Here is a 352-nt window from a genome sequence, read left to right as displayed (position 1 = left end):
CAGGATAAATAATGTTTTTAAAAGCTTTTTTAATGAAATAAATAAGCTATGGATAATATAGATATAATGATGTTGGGTAGTGGGTTTAGATAAAGACTTACAAGAACAATATTTAAAAGTCTTTGAAAACTCAAATTCTTATGAAGACGCTATGAATAAGCTACTTAGTCAAGGCATAAAACAAGACAAGCTAGAAAACATAATGGCCCAAGTTTTAACAAATATTAGTTTAAAAGGCTTAAATGATGAATGATTTAAGCAATATTTTTAAACTAAGTCCTTTAGATGCAATTAAATACTTTGATGATAAATTACCTAAAGATTATGATTTAGATAAACTTCGCTTTAGTGC

The 352-nt window shown here is 26.1% G+C and carries 1 protein-coding gene; it reads left to right on the top strand.

Annotated elements, in window-relative coordinates; genetic code table 11:
* Nucleotides 1-79 precede the first annotated feature (79 nt).
* Nucleotides 80-253 carry a hypothetical protein gene (locus AVBRAN9331_RS09815; protein WP_336612938.1) on the top strand — a complete coding sequence of 58 codons (174 nt, stop codon included), beginning with the start codon at nucleotides 80-82 and terminating at the stop codon, nucleotides 251-253.
* The last annotated feature ends 99 nt before the right edge of the window (nucleotides 254-352 follow it).

Source organism: Campylobacter sp. RM9331, assembly GCF_020137685.1.
In the GTDB taxonomy this organism is placed as follows: domain Bacteria; phylum Campylobacterota; class Campylobacteria; order Campylobacterales; family Campylobacteraceae; genus Campylobacter_E.
The sequence above is the reverse complement of the archived record's forward strand: the minus strand, read 5'-3'. Positions and strand labels throughout refer to the sequence as shown.